Source organism: Pinibacter soli, assembly GCF_029961145.1.
GTDB classification, from domain to species: Bacteria; Bacteroidota; Bacteroidia; order Chitinophagales; family Chitinophagaceae; genus Pinibacter; species Pinibacter soli.
Map to the genome: position 1 here is coordinate 577,793 of NZ_JASBRG010000003.1, position 18,614 is coordinate 596,406.

At 43.8% G+C, this 18,614-nt stretch carries 13 protein-coding genes; 5 read left to right on the top strand and 8 right to left on the bottom strand.

The genetic code is table 11. The features are described 5' to 3' along the window. Positions 1 to 36 precede the first annotated feature (36 nt). The 4 genes from QJ048_RS06760 to QJ048_RS06775 are packed head-to-tail and all read right to left on the bottom strand — an operon-like array spanning position 37 to position 8,001. Positions 37 to 3,162 (bottom strand): T9SS type A sorting domain-containing protein, encoded by a 3,126-nt coding sequence (locus QJ048_RS06760; protein ID WP_282333580.1) that lies wholly within the window; start codon positions 3,160 to 3,162, stop codon positions 37 to 39. Next, positions 3,075 to 3,623 (bottom strand): glycoside hydrolase family 16 protein, encoded by a 549-nt coding sequence (locus tag QJ048_RS06765; protein WP_282333581.1) that lies wholly within the window; start codon positions 3,621 to 3,623, stop codon positions 3,075 to 3,077. The genes QJ048_RS06760 and QJ048_RS06765 overlap by 88 nt, the downstream gene beginning before the upstream one ends. 47 nt (positions 3,624 to 3,670) lie before the next feature. Further along, entirely contained in the window at positions 3,671 to 5,308 is a 1,638-nt protein-coding gene (locus QJ048_RS06770; RefSeq protein ID WP_282333583.1) for a RagB/SusD family nutrient uptake outer membrane protein, read from the bottom strand. Positions 5,309 to 5,325: 17 nt separating this feature from the next. Continuing rightward, positions 5,326 to 8,001, bottom strand: coding sequence for a SusC/RagA family TonB-linked outer membrane protein (locus QJ048_RS06775; protein ID WP_282333584.1), 2,676 nt, complete (start codon positions 7,999 to 8,001; stop codon positions 5,326 to 5,328). A 7-nt stretch (positions 8,002 to 8,008) separates the two neighbouring features. On the opposite strand from QJ048_RS06775, the gene QJ048_RS06780 reads away from it, so the two are divergent. Further along, the gene (locus QJ048_RS06780) at positions 8,009 to 10,372 is read left to right on the top strand and encodes a triple tyrosine motif-containing protein (protein ID WP_282333585.1); all 2,364 of its coding nucleotides are present in this window, start codon (positions 8,009 to 8,011) and stop codon (positions 10,370 to 10,372) included. A gap of 225 nt (positions 10,373 to 10,597) precedes the next feature. On the opposite strand, the gene QJ048_RS06785 is transcribed toward QJ048_RS06780, so the two are convergent. Next, on the bottom strand, positions 10,598 to 12,403 hold the full coding sequence (locus QJ048_RS06785) for a DUF885 domain-containing protein (protein WP_282333586.1): 1,806 nt from the start codon (positions 12,401 to 12,403) through the stop codon (positions 10,598 to 10,600). Between the two features lie 526 nt (positions 12,404 to 12,929). Here QJ048_RS06785 and QJ048_RS23435 point away from each other — a divergent pair. Further along, positions 12,930 to 13,175, top strand: a complete 246-nt coding sequence (locus tag QJ048_RS23435) for a DUF1214 domain-containing protein (protein ID WP_425607788.1) — start codon at positions 12,930 to 12,932, stop codon at positions 13,173 to 13,175. A 158-nt stretch (positions 13,176 to 13,333) separates the two neighbouring features. After that, positions 13,334 to 13,834: a hypothetical protein gene (locus QJ048_RS06790; RefSeq protein WP_282333587.1), complete on the top strand. Its 501-nt coding sequence runs from the start codon at positions 13,334 to 13,336 to the stop codon at positions 13,832 to 13,834. A 60-nt stretch (positions 13,835 to 13,894) separates the two neighbouring features. Here QJ048_RS06790 and QJ048_RS06795 read toward each other — a convergent pair whose 3' ends face one another. Together QJ048_RS06795 and QJ048_RS06800 are read right to left on the bottom strand one after the other, a co-directional pair. After that, positions 13,895 to 15,400, bottom strand: a complete 1,506-nt coding sequence (locus tag QJ048_RS06795; RefSeq protein ID WP_282333588.1) for an FAD-binding protein — start codon at positions 15,398 to 15,400, stop codon at positions 13,895 to 13,897. A gap of 30 nt (positions 15,401 to 15,430) precedes the next feature. Next, positions 15,431 to 15,769 (bottom strand): Bor/Iss family lipoprotein, encoded by a 339-nt coding sequence (locus tag QJ048_RS06800; protein ID WP_282333589.1) that lies wholly within the window; start codon positions 15,767 to 15,769, stop codon positions 15,431 to 15,433. A 296-nt stretch (positions 15,770 to 16,065) separates the two neighbouring features. Between QJ048_RS06800 and QJ048_RS06805 the strand changes: the two genes are divergently transcribed. Further along, positions 16,066 to 17,202 carry a glycerate kinase gene (locus QJ048_RS06805; protein WP_282333590.1) on the top strand — a complete coding sequence of 379 codons (1,137 nt, stop codon included), beginning with the start codon at positions 16,066 to 16,068 and terminating at the stop codon, positions 17,200 to 17,202. Positions 17,203 to 17,293: 91 nt separating this feature from the next. Here the strand turns inward: QJ048_RS06805 and QJ048_RS06810 are convergent, their stop codons facing one another. After that, the gene (locus QJ048_RS06810) at positions 17,294 to 17,689 is read right to left on the bottom strand and encodes an AraC family ligand binding domain-containing protein (protein WP_282333591.1); all 396 of its coding nucleotides are present in this window, start codon (positions 17,687 to 17,689) and stop codon (positions 17,294 to 17,296) included. 261 nt (positions 17,690 to 17,950) lie between these two features. Between QJ048_RS06810 and QJ048_RS06815 the strand changes: the two genes are divergently transcribed. Then, positions 17,951 to 18,601 carry an alpha/beta hydrolase family protein gene (locus QJ048_RS06815; protein ID WP_282333592.1) on the top strand — a complete coding sequence of 217 codons (651 nt, stop codon included), beginning with the start codon at positions 17,951 to 17,953 and terminating at the stop codon, positions 18,599 to 18,601. The last annotated feature ends 13 nt before the right edge of the window (positions 18,602 to 18,614 follow it).

Here is an 18,614-nt window from a genome sequence, read left to right on the forward strand (position 1 = left end):
GTTACTTGTTAGTAATCATTATCGAAATGCATCAAATTATTGCTTCACGAATTTTAAATTGCGAACGCCATCGCTGCTTTGTATGCTGAGTATATATAAACCACTTTGCCAGCCTGCAAGGTTTATCACGGCTGCGTGTTGATCGCCCCTGGTTTTCTGATGGTACACCTCGCGTCCGTTTAAATCATAAATAACCAGGCTGCCTGCTGTTTCGGGCCATTGCACCGACAATACATCTTTTGCCGGATTAGGAAATGCTTTAAATGCCACGGCATTATCACTGGCAACAAATGTGCTAACGGTCGATGGCATTACCGCGGCACTACTTAGGTTGCCACTTACAGACACATTGCTGAATCGTGCGATGGTGAGCACGCCATCATTGTGTGATGTAACGCCCATGCCTATGTATACCTGGCTGGTCATAGCGACTGTTTTCGTGCTGATCAATGTCCACGCAGCACCATCATCTGAACGATAGGAGCTAAACGCATCTCCAGTTCTCACCAGCTTCAACCATTTTGGCGGAGCGCCAGCCGTATTCACCGATGTTGTTGAACCGCCGGTGGTGGACCTGTAAGAGATAGCCGTTCCGCTTACCGCTTTCACCAGTGTATTCACTTCTTTAGCGCCAGCATCGAGGGTTTCGCGTATCATTACACAGGCCTTCGCGGAAGCATTGGTATTGCCCAGTGTATCCACTTTCGCAATGATCGTTCCATCGCCGGTTAAAGTACGGTACACATAATGAAACTCATCTGCTGCGTTCCATATATCGGCCCCGGAAGCTTTTACGGTAAATACATTATTGCTGTAAGTAGCATCACCTGCAGCGGCAACAGCACCTATATCCTGGTGTTGCCATGGAGCAGGCAAATCTGTTGTGGACGGTGGTGTTACCGTGCTGTCTGCAGAAGTGCTGCCGTTCAATGCCCTCAGGTTATCGATATAATATACATCGCCGTTGGTTGTATTGGGCGCTAAGAGAAAATCAATATGATCCACTTCATTATCATAGGTCGATGGATCAGGAATACTTTCAAGATAAAAGTATACCGTGTGCCATGCGTTGGTTTGTGTCACTTTGCCCTGGAAATTGCTGTGCCTGCCTGTAGGATAATTGGAAGGCGTCGACTTGGCACTGCTTTCCAACTGCCATGAAAGTATGGTGCCGACGGGTGCAGAAGTATATACATCCATTGCAAACATTCTTGCGCTTTGCTTAAACTGCTCTCCATCTTTGATTGCTGTGGAGTTGAACAATAATACATCATAGGGTACGGCAGTGTTTCTTGTGTACTTCGCTGCTTTTGCAGAGTTGTTGACAGTGTTAGGGGCAGGATTGTTTATGTTTGGCACATAGGCTCCATCTGATTGCACGTAAGTGAAAAGATGTGTGGAATCATAGTTTTCATAAGTAGCACTGCTTCCGTAAGTAACTTTTTTACCAATGCGGATATTGTCGATATAATAGGTCTGCGCCACGGGCTTATTAGGGCTAAATAAAATCACCAGCTGATCGATCGCCAGGTTGGAGGCGCCATTGGGAGCCGATGAATAATAGAACGTGAGTGTTTCCCATTGATTCTGTTTTGTAGTGACAGACTGGTAAACACTGTTGCGGCCACTGGGATAAGCCAGTTGTGCTAGTGCATTGTTTTGCAGATTCACGCTTACCGGTGTGCCCGCAGGAGCGCTGGTGTATATATCCATTTGCAATTGATACACCTGGTTCTTAAATGGCGAAGCGCTGACAATCGTATTATTGGTGTTGAAAAATAAAACGTCATATGCAGTTGTGTCTTTACGAATGTAGCGTGCCACTTTTGCTGAAGTGTTATTACCACCAATAGCAGGATTGCTTACCTGCGCAGTATATGCGCCACTCGTAAACGTTGGATCGAACGCTATTTTGCTCAAGCCGTCGTAATTCTCCAAAGTATCTGATGCGATAACCGTCCATTTTGCCGAAGGCTGTTGTATGGTTCTTACGTTGTCGAAATAGTAAACGTTGCCGGTATATTTTCCGGGTTCGGGAAGAAGGCAGATCTTATCTATCGAAAAAATATCAACGCCGGAATTGGCAATGGTTTGCGTGTAGTTGAACTCCAATGTTTCCCAACTGTTCTGCCTGGTTGTATAAGCAACATATTTGCTGTGCCTGCCCGATGGAAACGGATTAACAGAACTAAGGCTCGTATTTTCCAATTGTATGTCCACCTCGCTGCCGATCGGTGCTGTTGTATAAACATCTATCAACAATTTCTTTTTACTTTGTACAAAATCCATGGCATTGGTTACAGACATATTGCCAAGGTAAATATTATCGTACTGGCTGGCTGCATTGCGTGTATATTTTCCCACAAGGGTAGAAGTGTTAACCCGCCCGGGTAGAGGATTCGCAACAGCTTGTTGCAATGTGCCCGTGAGTGGGCCATACGTGGCAATGCGTGTTGTTTCGAAATCATCAAACAACTTGTCCGCTACCAACGTTTTTTTCATAATCACTTTGCGTGAAAATGTTTTCTGCGAGCAGCCTGGCGTGGTTACATTCACGGTAACATTACCTTCTGTGCTGCCCCAATTAACGGTAATCACATTTGTACCCTGTCCCGCAATGATGCTCGCACCGGAAGGTACTGTCCAGCTGTAAGTAGCGCCTGGTATGGAATCTATGCGATAGTCCTGGTATGTTTCATTGGGATACACTGCGTTTTTACCATACACTGCATAATTGTAAATGCCTTTGTACACTCTTACATAATCCACTTTCATAGTGGTGGGATAGTCGGCTGGAGTAGGTGCGATCTTTCCTGTGTATGGTGTGTTGGGGCCACCTACTGCGACATTCAGAATAATATACATTTTACTGGCATCGAATGGCCATGAACCGCCTACGGTTGTTTCCGGTGTTTGTGAAACATAGAGATTGTTATCTACGTACCAATCTATTTTATAAGGACTCCATTCTACTGCATACACGTGATAGTCCGCCGACAGATCAATGCCCGATAAAAACTTGCTGCCCGATTGTTGGTGCACACCCGCAGGATATGCGTAGTGTATGGTACCATTTACATCGGAAGGATTTTTATGCTTTGCCTCCATGATGTCGATCTCGCCGGTATTGGGCCATCCGGTAGCATCCAGAAACCGGGCCACGCACCCCCTGCAGAGGATAATTTAATACGTGCTTCTATGCGGCCAAACAAAAACGTCTGCAAGCTGTCCGAACCTGTTAGTTTCGTCATCAACTTTGCCGAAGTGTATTTGTATGTTTTGTTGTTGACAGGATTTACTACTGTTTCATACTTTGTATTGAGGCTCAGGGTTGTATCTGCTACTACTGCATTCAATGCCCGGTATAGTTGTAGTTCTGAATTACCAAAAGCACATCCGCTTCCTTCATTGCAACCATCGCCTTCGTACACTTTCCATTGGGTAAGGTTTCCCGGCGTGTTGAATTCATCGTGCCATATCAATTGCGGCTGGCAAAGTATCTGCGCCGATGCCAGGTTGGGCAGGAGCAAACATAATAAAGAAACGGCGAACAGGTTGGTTAACCTGCTGCCGAAACTTATATGGTTATAGGGATCCGCTGAGTGAAAAGAACTATTTTTCATATAACTATAATCGTTTAATGTGATCGTAATTGAATTCCATTATTCGTTTAGTATCCGGTATTCTGATCCAGTTTGGCACCCGTGTTCAGGTCAATCGCTGATTGTGGAATAGGCAGCAAACCTTTTCTTGCTGTTACTTTGTCGAGACCAGTAACAGTTTGTCCGGTTCCTGTATTGTATTTGTTCAGGTAGTCCGTGCAGCGTTGTACAAGTGTGCCTGTTCTTATAAGTGTCATTCTCCTGTTTTCTTCTGATATCAGTTCTCTTGCACGTTCATCCAAAATAAAATTGAGTGAGATATCAGCAGCCTGAACCTGGCCATGCGCAGGATAATCAGGATAGGCTCTTTGACGCAGCACATTAATACTCGCTGCCGCATCTGCGGAACGGTTTTGTTTAAACTGCGCTTCTGCCAGCAGTAAGTATGTTTCACCGAGACGCATCACGGTTATGTCATGGTAAGTACCATAGCCGTTAATGTCGGCAGGGTTGTAGTTGTTCCACTTGGTAACGTATGGATTGATGTGCCAAACAGTATCACCATCTGCAATCGTCAGCACCTGGCCATACTTTGGTTTTGAAGGATCGTTGTAACGTAGCTCGCGCCTGAAATTGTATTTGGAATTGCGGATGTCATACTGATCATACAGGCCATACATCACCCAATTGCTGAGCCTGAAGCGGCCAATGCCTCTGCCTCCCAGCGAATCTGCAATCACCATGTTAGTGATGCCCGCATAGTAAGGCACCCACATGCGCCTGTGCTGATCTGTAGACGCATTGGATGATGATGAGTTCGCACCACCCGGGGTGTTCAGGTCTTGTTCTATTACCCATATGGCTTCTTTGTTGCCCTGGCCATAACGTTGGTTGCCGATAAGGAACATGTCGTTGTAATAATCTCCGGGCATGGAAGCCTTCACACCATATCGTGCCTTTACCAATGCAAATGCAGGATTGGCGATAACAGCCTGGCACTGCGCTTCCGCAAGATCTGGTTTATTCATGCGCAGGTAAACTTCCGCCAGCAATTGTTGACACATTGCTTTATTAGGTCTGAACTCTTTTCTTGCAGTCCTTGGATCGGCAGGAAGAACTGCCACCGCTTCTGTAAGATCCTTTACAATTTGAGCGTTTACACTGTCAACAGTTGTCCTTGTGAAATCTGTTTTAGGAGAGGAAATTGGTGTTAGGGTCATTGGCACCGGGCCCCACAATGTTACCAGGAAATTGTAAACATATGCTCTGTAAAATTTAGCCTCAGCACCTACATAGGCTTTATTGTTTTCTGATGTGCCCGTTACCGCAGGGTTTTGGCTGGCAGCAATAACAGTATTAATATTGTTGAGTGTTGTATAGGCCCATCTCCAGTATGTGCCTGCGGCAAAATCAGATGAACTCATGGTTTCATTATTCACATAGGGAAACATTGCAGCAGTGGTTTGTCCATTGATGACAACATCTGTTCCTAAAAACATTGCACCCAAAAGACCCTGGTCATCATCAGAAGTGTACTGGGCGCGGATGCGGCTGAGGATACCGGCCACATTGGCTTCAAAGCCCAAAGAGTCTGATAGTGTGTTTTGCGGCGCATAAGCCGATTGCATATTTTCATCCAGGAAGGTTTTCTTACACGAAGCAAAAGCGACCGTAGAAAGCAATATATAGCTGAATAATTTTTTCATTGCGAGTGAAGTTTGAGTTATTTAAATGAAAGGTTGATGCCCAATACATAGCTGGCTACCTGTGGAAAATTGTTGTAGTTGGTACCGGCAGGAAGCGATTGGTAGTTGGCTTCCGGATCCCAGCCCAGCCACGGTGTCCATGTGTGCAGGTTCCTTCCGGCAACGTATACGGAGAAATTGCTCAGCCCCATTTTTTCTACCACTTTTTGTGAAACCGTATAGCTCAGTGTTACATCTTTCAACCTTGTAAAACTGCAATTGGATGGATAAGGATAGGAGTATGTCGCATTTGTATAAGCCAATGAAGGACGTGTGTTGCTTTTGTTGTCCGCTGTCCAGTAACCTACATCAGCAGGCAGGTTGATATTACCAGATTGATCTGCGTTGTCATAGATCTGGTTGTTCTTCATAGCGCCCTGGAATGTTTGGATGAATATGCGCAGGCTTATATTCTTGTACGTGAACGTGTTTGTTAAACCACCTGTCCAATCCGGGTTTTTATAACCTATGATTTTTCTATCATTGGCATTGATAACATGGTTGCCGTCCACATCTTCAAATTTCAAATAACCGGGTTTTGCTGCCGGGTCCACACTCGAGTGGTCTTCGCCTACCTGCCAAACACCTTGCATATTGTAAGTATAAATGGCGCCCAGTGATTTGCCAATGAACCATCCGTTTACAGGATCATCTTTGCCATCACCATACAGTTGTGTCAGCTTGTTTTTATAAGTGGAAAAAACAGCCGTTGTCTGCCAGGTGAAATTGCCAGTTCTGATGTTCACCGTGTTCAGTGTTATATCAATGCCTTTGTTTTCAAGCTTACCCACATTGGCCAGTACAGAACTATAACCGGTCATGATTGGTATTTGTCTGCTTAGCAAAAGGTCCTTTGTTTTTGTTTGATAATATTCTATGCTACCACTGATCCTGTTGCTCAGTATAGAAAAGTCAAGGCCCAGATTCGCAGCAGTGGTGCTTTCCCATTTCAAACCGGAATTACCAAGATTGTTCGCGATGAGTCCGGTTGCAGTTTGATTGTTGTACACATATTGCGTTACGATCTGCGAGGTTTGTGTTTTGTATGGATCAATAGCAGAGTTACCCGTAGTACCATATGACACCCTTAGTTTTAATGAATTGATCAACGCAACATTTTTCATGAAACCTTCATTGCTAATGTTCCAGCCGATGGCTGCAGAAGGAAAGGTGCCGTACTTATCTGTCATTGCACCAAAAGCAGAATAACCGTCTCTTCTTACAGTTGCCGTTAATAAATAGCGGCCATCGTAGCTATAATTCAATCGGCCCATTTGCGAGATCAACGTATATTTTGAAGAGTTGGTTCCTGTAACCTGCGAGGTAGACGCAGCATTGGTATTGTTGTAACCCAGACCATCATTAATAAAGCCTGTGGCATTGATGGTAGAGTTGAAGGAACTGTTTTGTTGCGCACTGTACAACCCTGTAATATCAAAGTGGTGCCTTTTAATATCCTTTGTGTAAGAAAGAATATTTTCGACGATCCAGCTCGTCGTTTCTGCCGCGTACACGTAGGCGGCACCATTGTTGTTGTTGGCATTGCGGCCTGTGTAGGTATTGATTCTGCTAGGCAGGTAAGAGTAGTTACTGTTCAGCCTGTACTTCAATCCCTTTACAAATTTTGGTGCTAGTTCTATATAACCCGTTCCTGAAAGATTGTTGCTCCGGTTGAGTGACGGCTTGTTCAAACCCAGCAGTGGATTGGTGTACAGCGTATTGCCATACATAGGGAAAATGGCATAACTACCATCAGCATTGTATAGCTGACCATAAGGGCTCATTTGTCCTGCAAGTGTTAAATCTACGTGGCCGCCATCGTTATTGTTGTTGGTGTAAAATAGTGACGTACCCACGCTTAGCCAGTCAGTAAGGTTGGCATTGAGGTTGGAGCGGAAACTTACACGGGTATACTGATATCCTTTCAGCAAGCCAAGGTCCTTTGTGTACTCACCATTTACAAAGTATTTCACGTCTTTCGTACCGCCTGAAAAGCTAAGGTTGTGTGATTGAATATAACCCTGGCGGGAAATTTCTTTCAACCAATCTGTAGTATTGCCGGCTCTTTTATTGGGCACTTCTACGGTGTTCAATACAGAGTCACTGGTGATAAAACTATTGGTGTTGCCCGTTTGCTGTTGCCATGTAATGTTTTTAAGCTTGTAGGCTTCGGCATCCATTGGTTTCATTTGATGTGCCATATATTCCAATCCCGCGAAGCCGCTATAACTGATAGTTGGCTTTCCCGTTGCGCCACGTTTGGTAGTGATCAGGATAACGCCGCTGGAACCACGTGTACCATAAATGGCGGTGGCTGACGCATCTTTCAACACTTCGATGGACTCAATCGTATTGGGACTGATGTCATTGGTGGTGCCGGCAAATGGCACACCATCCAGCACGATCAGCGGTGTCGTGCTTGCAGTGATGGAGTTTAATCCACGTACCTGCTGACCTGCCGATTGGCCGGGAGCAGCAGAAGTAGTGGTAAGTGTCCAACCTGCTACAGCGCCTTCTACGGCCTGCAACACATTGGTCACAGGAATCTTTGCCAGCCTGTCTTTCGGCACGCTGGTCACAGAACCTGTGATGTCTGACTTCTTTTGTGTACCATAACCAATCACCACGATCTGGTCCAGCTCTGACAGGAACATGGGTATCGTGGAGTTTAAAAACAATTCATGGCAATCCGCTTGTAATCATCCCGTGTTAAAAGAAGGATTGATAACTGGCATCCTGGATTATCGCGACGATACGCTGCTGATAACCACCTTAAAAAATGGCATCTATCTGTTGCATGATTCACAATTTATCCGGAAGCCGACGCTTGCAGACCCCATTTTCAACAACGATCGTATTTACTGTGCGGTAAACGTGAATAAAAATGAATTTGCCGTAGGCACCACTTCAGGTGGCTGTTTTATTATAAACCTTGATGGCAAACTGATACAAACCATATCAAGAACGGAGGGCCTGCAGAACAACAATATTCTTTGTCTTTTCCTGGATAAAAACCAGAACCTGTGGATGGGCCTTGACAATGGGATTGATATGACCGCGTATAACACCGCCATCAAACGCATTTTACCCGACAAAAGAAATCAGCTTGCAGGCTACGCTGTCAGGCTCATCGGCGGCAAGCTATATATAGGAACATCGGACGGACTTTACAGCGTGCCTGTAGATCCTAATAATCCTGACCTCAGTTTTTCCAAAGGTGATTTTGCACGCATCGCCAATACCGGCGGACAGGTGTGGCACGTAAACGAGGTTAACAACGAGATATTGATGGGGCATCATGAAGGTTCTTTTGCCATACGCGATAACCAGGCCTATCCTTTGTTGCCTGGCGTGGGCTCGTGGCTGTTTTCTCCACTGCCTTTTCCGGAAAATAACCAGTTGCTGGTAGGCACCTATAATGGGCTCCAGTTGTTGCAAAATGTGGGCGGCAATGTTATCAGCAAAGGCAAGATTGAAGGTATCAGCGAATCGCTTCGCTTTGTTTTATTCGATAACGAAAACAATGTTTGGGCATCGCATCCTTACAAGGGGATTTACAAGATTGTGTTGTCGGCAGACAAAAAAACGCTCACGTATAAAATTTATACCAAAGCAAACGGTCTTCCCAGCGATGTAAATAATTATGTGTTCAATATAAAAAGCAAGATAGTAGTAGCTACCCAAAAGGGCATATACGAATACAATGCATCGTCTGATAAATTTGTATCCTCGAATATTTTGCCTCCTGTATTTAATGACCAGCCAATTCAATACCTGAATGAAGATGCAGATGGAAACATCTGGTTTGAATGTGATAAAAAAGTGGGCATGATCGATTACCGGAAATCTATGAGTGCAGAAACGTATTCGATTTTATATTTTCCTGAACTGACCAACAAACTGGTAAGAGGTTTTGAATATATCTACCCGTACAACATGGGCAATATTTTTATAGGAGCAGAAAAAGGTGTGTATCATCTCAACCTGCGGAATTACCTGGCCCACGTGTCTCCATTAGCGGTATTAATTGGCCGTGTAAAAACGGTTGGGATAATGGATAGCATTATCTATGGCGGCTTTGATGACCAGTTAAATCGTCGCGCAGATGAAAGAAAAATAAGTGCACTCCCCAATGCGCTTAATTCAATACACTTCGAATATTCATCACCACAATATGAGCAGGAGAGAAACATTGAATACAGCTATCAGCTCGTGGGATTTGATGATCAGTGGTCTACATGGACCAAGAAAACAGAAAAGGATTACACCAATTTGCCCTACGGAAATTACACCTTCATTGTAAAGGCAAGAACCAACCTGGGAAATGAATCCAGGCCAGTCTCTTATGCCTTCAAAATACTGCCGGCATGGTACCAGACCGTTTGGGCATACATTATTTATGGGTGCATTTTCCTGGCACTTGTATATGCACTCAATCAATGGCAAAAGGAAAAGTTTTTACAGCAGCAGGAAAAATATGCCAAAGAGCAGGAGCATCTTAAATATATGCACCAGCTGGAAATGGACCGTAACGATAAAGAGATCGTAAAACTGCAAAATGATAAACTGGAATCTGATGTGAGCCATAAAAACAAAGAACTGGCGAACGCTACCATGCACCTCGTAGAAAGAGGAAAATTGCTTTCCAAAATAAAGGAAGAGTTGTTGCGCATACAGCGAAACACCCCGGGGCTGGCCACTTCCGCCGATTTTAAGCGACTCATCAACACCATTAACGATGCAGAAAAAAATGATAAGCATTGGGACCAGTTTGTCAGTCATTTTGATGAAGTGTACAGCGATTATCTTACAGCACTTAAAAACAAATATCCTACGCTTACCGCCACTGATCTAAAGCTGTGCGCCTACCTGCGCATGAATCTGTCATCAAAAGAATTATCTCAACTGATGAACATTTCCGTGCGCGGCGTGGAGATAGCCAGGTATAGATTAAGAAAAAAGCTAAACATTGCAACGGAAGAAAACCTCTTCGACTTCCTGATGAATATTAAGATGGAGCATTGATTGGTTTGGATTAATAGGAGCTTTTAGTGCATCTCAGTTAGCCACAGTCGATGACCTGCAGGAACTAAGAAAGAATATCGCCAATGATTTACTGATTGCCTTAAAACCATTGCTACATCAGCCAATGAAAAAGTGGCTGAAATCACTAATGAAAAGTTTGGTTACACGCTGTAACCCAAAAAGGGCGTTTTTTTTGGCCTTCTATTTTTTGGGTTGACAGACTCGTTATTCATTGGCTTTTTGTTTTGTTGCCCAATTATCCATATACCTTTCAAATACATCCAAAGGCATAGCACCACCGATAAGTATTGCATCATGAAAATGTTTGAGGCTAAAATTTGTTCCTAATTGTTTCTCATATTTATCCCGTAGCAATTTTATTTTTAGTTCACCGGTTTTGTATGAAAGTGCCTGGCCCGGTCTTGCCATATAGCGTTCAATTTCTGCAGTCGCTACCTGTTCAGAGAGTGCCTCATTGTCCATCATATAATGAATGGCATCCTCCCTTGTCATTTTTCCCGTATGAATGCTTACATCCACTACCAAGCGTATAGCACGATGCATCTCGGTTCCTAAGGCTCCTAATTCCTGGTAGGGATCTGTGTAACAACCTAATTGTTTACCCAACGACTCAACATATAAACCCCAGCCTTCTGTAAAAGCAGGTAAGGAAGGAAATCTTCTGAACAGTGGAAGTGTTGTATTTTCCTGTTGTAATGATAGTTGGTAATGGTGTCCGGGTATAGCTTCATGCAGAAATACACTCTCCATTGCCCAACCGGTTACATTTATTTTTGTGGGGTCAACAATAGGGACATAAAAAATGCCAGGCCTGTTTCCATCTGGTGAACCGCGCTGGTATTGGGGAGATGCCGCCGCAGCACGATATTTTTCTACCGCTCTAATCTCAAAGGGTGCTTTGGGAAACACGCCAAATAAATCTTTCAGGTGTGGTTGAATTTTACCCAATATTCCTCTATATGCATTCAATACTTCATCATCGGTTTTAAAGGGCATGAATTGCGGATTTGTCTTCATGTATTCAAAAAGCTCTTTCAGGGAGCCTTTGAAGCCAATTGAATCTTTTATTTTCTCCATTGCCTTTGTGATTCTTGCTACTTCATTAAGCCCTGTCTGGTATATTTCTTCAGGCGATTTACGGAGCGTTGTAAAAGAATAAACATAGTAGCGATACATTTCATCGCCATCCGGCAACACATTAATACCGGAAGATGTTCTTGCCGCTGCCAAATATTCCATGCTGAAAAAGTTTTTCAACTTTTGATAAGCCGGGAGCAGTTGTTGATTGATAGCAGTATAATACTTAGCAGTTAAACGAGTCTTATCTGTTTCAGCAAATGTTGTTGGGAAATTTCTTACCGGGCCATAGAAAATACTTTTGGATGAATCTGGCTCTCCCAGGCTCTCCATTTGAGGAATGATTTTCAGTACCAGGGCCTTCGGCAATGTAACGCCAGTTTTTGCGCCTTTTCTTATATTGGCAATTGCCGTGTCTGTCCAATCCGCAAATGCAGCGATTCTTTTCAACCAATCCTCATAATCCTTTATCGTTTTAAATGGTTGTGCGCCGGTGCCGGATCCCAATTGACCCATAGTTGAAGGCAGGGAGCCAAATTGCGTTATCGGCAAATATTCAGGATGAAATTTTACTCCCTTTAATTCGCGATCAATTATAAAACGTAATATATCGTAGGATATCTTATCCTGTTCATTTAGTTTTTGATACGTTATTTGCTGTAAGGCCGTTTGATATTTATTATAAAAATCATGCAGTGCTTTCAGGTAAGACACCGTACCATCATTGGGCAGTTTATCATTATAGCGAAAATCTCCGCGAAAGGTCGCATCCAGTGGATTTAGTTGTACATATTCCTCATAATAGTTGTCAAAGAGTGTATGCAAGGCATGGATACCTGTATCGTTCTGTGCCTGTACTTTTGTACATAATAAGTTTGCAACAAGGTTCATTAATAATGCAAGAGTGAAAAAACGTTTCGATCTTAACAGCATGGTTAGTTAGGTTTATGATGAAAGGTTAGTTATGAAAACTGATGGAAGGCGAAGATCAGCTTCACCACCTAAGTCACAGATAAAGCTTTAGGTGGTTGATTTATGAACTTACTAATTATTCCCTAAAATCTAAAAATAAATAATTGGTATATTTTCCGGTTTTTGAACAGCTCGTTGACTAAGCTAAAATCAACGTCTGAAAAGGAATTGCACTCTTTCAAATACAGGGTGTCGAAGGCGATTAAAACGATAGCAAGGTTTTCTGTTTGGCCAATTGAATATTGAGTTCTATGAATTAAAACCTGAAAGCCTTGTTTCTTCTTGTGTATTGAAGGAGGTAGGTAGAAGGTCAAAAATGAACCAGGTTTATTGCACAGAATAACTATAGTTGTCCATTCGCAGGCAAATTTTGAAATGGTGAACAATTCGTAAGTATAGTTGTTTTCATCTCCTTGTACCAGTCGAAGGACGGTCATATTGTTTATAAACTAAAAGTAAAAATGTTCCGGTAAATGGTTTCTGGTCAATTAGTGTCTACAATAAAGAAGGTTATTTCCAAAAGAACGATCTCAACAGTTATTCACTCAACAACCTTACAGCCAAAAAAGACACAGATGGCTCGATTACTATCCAGTTTGGAGGTTGTGACAGAAAGATGCCCAACTGCATTCCAATAGTGCCTGGCTGGAATTATTGCGTGCGACTCTATCGACCACGTAAAACCATTTTAGATGGTTCATGGAAGTTTCCCGAAGCGGAGCCGGTTAAATGATGAACATTCATTTACTCCCGTAAACCATTTTAGAAATTATATATACATTATACCGCGCCAGAATGGCCAGCACAATCACGTCTTAAAATGGAAAACATCCTGACTGTTTTAAGAAGTTGGCCTCTGCGGAAATCAATTCTCTCTGGAAATTCAATCTTATGGTCCCGATCTATATCGACACCAATAAAGGAAATATTTCATCAAGATATCCTGATTATTATCTGAAGTCTATTCAGGAAAAATTTTTTACTGATGAAGGGCTCTATTTTAACACCGCACTATATGGATTTGCTGCGAGTAACTATTGGAGTTATACAGTATCGAAAGGAGATAGTCTTACTTTGAAAGATCCAGGCAGGCGTTTTGCAATGAAGTATAACCTGATTAGTGATAGTTGTCCGTACAGAATTAAAGTGCATCTTCTGGGCTATCTTTTAAAGGGAAATGCAAAGGCTGGCTTCGATTGTTATGATTCTCTTTTACAGGATTATAACGGCATTTGCAAAGACAAAAAATTGCTTGCCGAGGTAAACGATGCGGCTCAAAAGGAAAAGGTGAGGCTGCTTAAAATGAATGAGATTACTTCTTCCCGCGCTAGTAAGCCCCAGTTTAAGGAGGCGTTAGATCAATTGTTAAAAGCAAATAATTTTGTTTCATGATTGCCATAGATCAAATTTGGGTGCAACCGTTGGCCTTGAGTATTTTCTAACTATAGGACGCTAGCTATCGATACCCCACTGCATCATCGCATCGTTACTGAAGATTTTTATCATAGCGGGATCTATGATTTTAGCACGGGCCGCCAAAAAACGATTCAGATTGTTCCCGTACATACTATTCATCCGCGTTGGATTGAGCGCATTCATTTTACCCCAATGAAATGTGAAAGGAATGTCAAGCTGTTCGAGGCGATGCCAGACTTCGCTGTAGAATTGCTGTGTGGTTTGGGATTGCACTGCATCGAGTTCCAGTACGCAACTTACCGGTGCAAAATGTGTAAACGCCATGGTGGCTTTCGAAGATTTCACAAAACGGAAAGCAAACATCCCGGGAAATGGTCCTGCCGTTTCATTCACATCTAAGAGGGCACCCGCCACAGTGGCAACCTGCGATACCGGGATCGCAATTGCTGCGCTTGCAATTTTTCCTCTAAGCGTGGTGTTGTTGAAAATTTCAGCCAAACGACCGAACTGTTTTTCGTAAGGGGTCAGGCTGGATGCCAATACTTTATTGACGACAAACGGAATGGCGCCCGGCAAATAATCAGTGATCTTCCCGATAAAAGCCGCGGCATCGTCACCGGGGCCAACGCCCGCACCGTTAGGCTTTGGAGACGTATAGTCGCTGCGGTAGGGGCGTTTGTACATGGTTGTCATATACGCGCCGTTGCCGAGATCGTAAGGATTGAGCATCGTTTGAAAATGAAATGGCGCTTCAGTGGTGTAGGGAAAGTTGGGATTGGTGAAGTCGAGCGTCGTCACCATTTCTGTCCATGACTGATCGTACTTCACGCGGCGCATATAGCATTCGAGCAAATAATCATCTTCTGCTTCCAGTAAAACGCCATGCACAAATCCAAAGGAGCCAAAACTCACAAGCGCGGCGTAAAAAGCTTCATCATCACGCATCAGTGTAGCCCCTAATTTGCCAGGGAAAGCATCACTCAACACCGGGTAGGAGGCACGCTCCAGCCAGATATGCGTATCCGGCCCGGTAATGATGTGCAAACCCACCACCGCATCCTGCGTAGCGCCAAAAGCAATAGCGGCGCCATGTGTACCCGTAGCGATCGCACCCGCAATAGTTTGGCCGTTGCTGGCACCGCACGCAGACAATGACAAACCTCTCTGGTGTAAAAAATCATTCAGCTCCCAGATGCCCGTCCCACACTGTGCCAGGCACAGTTTCCTGGACTCGCCTTTGTATGCCGGCGAAATACTACCGGCTGTAATCGTAAAGCAAATATTGAGCGGTTTGGTATTCAGGATAATTCCTTTAGTGGCCGCAACGGGAGACAAGGACCAGTTGGCGCCGAGTGCACGCAGTGGCGTATTGCTCGCAATGGCATCCTTGATGATCTGCTGAATGCCCCTGGTAGTATCGTTGTATATCTGTAAAGGTGAACCAACATTTTCGTTCGCCAGATCGTAATAATCAGCCAACTGCTGCGTGACATTCAGGTGTTGATTGCTCCAGGTAAGCGGTCCGTGTTTCAGAATCTTCATATGCGGTTGTCTGGCTTGTTCTACAAAAAATTAAAGGGAATCAGTAATGGGGCAGGGTTTGGAACATTTCCAATAAACGGTTGCCGGACAATAAATGCCTAGTGTAAAAACCGTTAGCAGCGCGTTGCCAAAACCCACTTTAATGCGCACTTCTGAAACGCCCAGGACATGCAGCGAATCACAAACCGGTGTTTGTATAACCTGTGGACTATTGAGGAGACCCCAAAACATACTATGCACTTTTTTATGATTCGGATAGATATCGTCGGTGGAAGATTGCGCATGTGTAGCTAAGCGATAGGAATAACAACTGCTGAAACTGCAACAACAAACTAACGAAGTTGCTGCGATCATACTTTGTAAACGCATGAACTTATGTTTCTTAAATATAGAAAGCGAGCGGGACAAAAGCAAGGAGCCGGACTCTTTTGGCCGTTTCCTTACTTTTTATGTGGATGGGCTTGCCATTATAATCCACCTCAAATTTAACGTTTACTGGTATCAAGAGAACAGCTTTCTGTTGTAGTATAAGTAACTGTTTTTCCCGTAAAACAGGACGTTGGGACGTGAAGCTGGCGGATGTATCAATATCCTATCATTATTGGAGGGTTGCCTTCTTTTATTCATCTTGCTGTACCATAACTTTACAAATATTTAACCAGATTATGGAAATATTGATAGCGCCCAATGCATATAAAAACAGTCTTACGGCCACGGAGGCTGCAAATGCCATCAAACTGGGATTTGAGCAAAGCAAGCTTGCATGTGCCTGTACCTGTTTTCCTATCGGAGATGGCGGTGATGGTACCGGTAGCCTGATTATTCAACATTTTGCAGGAGAGCGTATACCCGTAACCGTTACAAATCCCTTAGGTCGCCCAATTGCTTCTTCTTTTGGGTTGATTGAGGAAGGTAGAACGGCCATCATTGAAATGGCCGATGCGGCTGGTTTGCGATTGCTGTCATCATCCGAACTGCATCCCTTGAAAGCATCATCCCGTGGAACCGGTGCGGCAATGCTTGAAGCCTTACGGCGGGGAGTAAAGCGCATAATTATTGGCATGGGAGGTTCTGCAACAGTGGACGGGGGAACAGGCATATTGCAAGCACTAGGCATTCGTTTCCTTGATGCCGGTGGTAATTTGTTGTCCGATTTACCCGCTCAACTTTTTGCACTACATTCAATAGACGACACGAACCTGGTAGCAGCAATAAGCGCATGTGAAATAATTATTTTGTGTGATGTAGACAATCCGTTGCTTGGAGAAAACGGCGCAGCAGCGGTATTTGGTCCACAAAAGGGAGCGTCATCCAACGACATTGCAGTATTGGAAAAAGGCCTGACCATTTTTAAAGAAGTAACCGAAAGACAAAAAGGCGTTGACATGGGAAAGTTGGTGCATGGTGGTACAGCGGGAGGTGCCGCTGCCGGGTTATGCGCATGGTTGGATGCAAAACTGGTAAACGGAACAGAATATTTCCTGGAGTTGACAGGATTCAACAAGGTGTTAAAAAGCAGTAGTATGCTGGTTACCGGTGAAGGGAGTATAGATCTGCAGACATTACAAGGAAAGGCCCCGACGGGTGCCGCGCAACAAGCCAAATCCATGGGCATACCGGTGTTGGCATTTGCCGGAAAAATTGATGTGAAAAATATTGACCGTCTTAAAGAATTTTTTGATATCCTGCTGCCCATCGGAAATGGCGCCGGTACACTTGAAGAGGCATTATCCCTCACCGCAGCCAACCTGACCAGAACTGCACGTGAAGTGGGGGATCTATTGGCGTTATATCGTTCCTGATTTTTGTACTACAATTACCGTTTTGAACAAAGGATTCACAATGTTCATTTTTGCTAGCGTTGTAATATATGCGTTATTTTTTATCTTGCTGTTACAATACATCCCCATCAACCCCAGTTGAAAGTAATATCTGCCTGGCCAGTTGGTTAAAAGATCGGACCAATGAATTGTCATATATTACTTTCTCTTTAAAAAATATTGTCTTTGATTTGGCAGCAGTACCAAACAAATCCGGGGAGATATAAAAGGTCGTAAAAGAATAAGCTGTTTGATTAATTAATTTATTTTGATGTATTTCAAAAGGATGAGAAATCAGTAAAGCGCCTACAGGAGCCACAATTTCATTTTCACCCATCATACCGTCATGAATTATACTTAAGTAAAAGGTGCTGTGATAATGTAATGGAAATTCATGAGAAGTTGACTTGCATTGCAATAGTTCCAGATTATCAAAATGGCTTATGCCGGTTCTTTCACTTAGCTCCATTTAATTCTTTATTATTAAGTGTAGCAGCATTTAACAATCGCTCATGCATCACTGGTCTATCCACATAATTTTATCAGATGAATATACAGATTTAGAAACTATTATTATTAAATAAATGTCTGAATCTGGATCAAACAAGACTAAAGTAGGCTGCCCGCGCCGGGCAAAGAAAATTGCGTGTAAAAAAGTGTAAATTGAACTGTATAATTTGGGAAGCAATTCATTTAAAAGTTTCCAGCGCCATCACATAAAATACTAAGTATGAAAACCACCAGGCTATCGCTTTCACTAGCTGCGCCGCAGGAAAAAGTTTCCGCTATTTACATAACACCGGAAAAACCCGTTTGTATCATGACACTCGCACATGGTGCAGGCGCTAATATGGAACACGCTTTCATGGAATCACTCGCCACCGCCCTTGCGGTCGCGGGCATCGCCACACTGCGGTTTAATTTCCCGTTTATGGAACATGGCAAAGGCCGCCCGGATACGCCGGCAGTGGCCCACCAGGCAATTGCCGCGGCCATTGATAAGGCGCTTAAACTACTGCCTTCCCTTCCATTGTTTGTGGCAGGGAAGTCATTTGGCGGAAGGATGTCTTCCCAATACCTGTCCCTCCATCCACGTAAAGATGTTGCGGGGCTCGTCTTTTACGGCTTCCCGTTGCATCCTGCTGGCAAGCCTGGTACTGACCGGGCGGCGCATCTGGCGGAAGTGAAAGTGCCGATGCTCTTTTTGCAGGGCACCAAGGATACACTGGCGCAATGGGACTTGATAGAACAGGTATGTGCGTCATTGAAGAAGGCCACCCTGGTGAAGATTGAGGGCGCAGACCACTCGTTCAAGGCGGGCAAGAAAGTGGATGTTATGAGCATATTGGTTAATGCGACGCACGAGTGGATAAGGGTGTAATAATGAACGAACA

What these genes read in the sequence shown, in the direction of transcription:
- QJ048_RS06800 (WP_282333589.1), bottom strand. Translation starts at nt 15,769, where the DNA reads ATGCGTTTACAAAGTATGATCGCAGCAACTTCGTTAGTTTGTTGTTGC.
- QJ048_RS06810 (WP_282333591.1), bottom strand. Translation starts at nt 17,689, where the DNA reads ATGGAGCTAAGTGAAAGAACCGGCATAAGCCATTTTGATAATCTGGAA.
- QJ048_RS06765 (WP_282333581.1), bottom strand. Translation starts at nt 3,623, where the DNA reads ATGAAAAATAGTTCTTTTCACTCAGCGGATCCCTATAACCATATAAGT.
- QJ048_RS06770 (WP_282333583.1), bottom strand. Translation starts at nt 5,308, where the DNA reads ATGAAAAAATTATTCAGCTATATATTGCTTTCTACGGTCGCTTTTGCT.
- QJ048_RS06785 (WP_282333586.1), bottom strand. Translation starts at nt 12,403, where the DNA reads ATGCTGTTAAGATCGAAACGTTTTTTCACTCTTGCATTATTAATGAAC.
- QJ048_RS06815 (WP_282333592.1), top strand. Translation starts at nt 17,951, where the DNA reads ATGAAAACCACCAGGCTATCGCTTTCACTAGCTGCGCCGCAGGAAAAA.
- QJ048_RS06805 (WP_282333590.1), top strand. Translation starts at nt 16,066, where the DNA reads ATGGAAATATTGATAGCGCCCAATGCATATAAAAACAGTCTTACGGCC.
- QJ048_RS06775 (WP_282333584.1), bottom strand. Translation starts at nt 8,001, where the DNA reads ATGTTCCTGTCAGAGCTGGACCAGATCGTGGTGATTGGTTATGGTACA.
- QJ048_RS06795 (WP_282333588.1), bottom strand. Translation starts at nt 15,400, where the DNA reads ATGAAGATTCTGAAACACGGACCGCTTACCTGGAGCAATCAACACCTG.
- QJ048_RS06790 (WP_282333587.1), top strand. Translation starts at nt 13,334, where the DNA reads ATGGTCCCGATCTATATCGACACCAATAAAGGAAATATTTCATCAAGA.